The 538-nt window shown below is 66.0% G+C and carries 1 protein-coding gene; it reads left to right on the top strand.

Features of this window, described 5'->3' with window-relative positions; translation table 11 throughout:
• A partial coding sequence (locus AC1DS5_RS25515) for an NAD(P)/FAD-dependent oxidoreductase (protein WP_477721033.1) occupies window positions 1–538 on the top strand: 538 nt, incomplete at both ends.

The raw sequence follows: 538 nt of genomic DNA, 5'->3' as shown, positions 1-538 counted from the left end.
GCATGCAGGCCGCCGACTGGGCGCGCGCGGCGCTCGATGAATTGCGCAAGCGCCCCAATGTGAAGCTGATGTCGCGTACGACGGCGTTTGGCTGGTACCCGCACAATTTTGTCGGTCTCAACGAGCGCGTCACCGACCATCTCAGCAATCCCGCGACGAACCAGCCGCGTGAGCGGCTCTGGCAGGTCAGGGCCAAGGAAGTCGTGCTGGCGGCTGGCGCAATCGAGCGGCCGCTCGTCTTCACCGACAATGACCGGCCGGGCATCATGCTGGCCGATGCTGCCCGGACCTATGTGAATCGGTACGGCGTGGTGCCGGGCAAGCAGGTGGTCGTGTTCACCGCCTGCGACAGCGCCTATCGCGCGGCTCTGGACCTCAAGGCAGCCGGCGCCAGGATCCAGGTGATCGTGGATCTGCGCAAGAGCGCGTCGGGCCATTGGGTCGACAAGGCACGCGCCGAAGGCATCAAGGTCCGCTCCGACAGCATCGTTCGCGGCACGTCCGGCTGGCTGCGGGTAAAGTCGGCGCAGATCTCCAA

The sequence above is a fragment of the Polaromonas sp. P4_H1 genome, from assembly GCF_056400945.1.
This window is presented reverse-complemented; position numbering and strand designations above follow the sequence as displayed.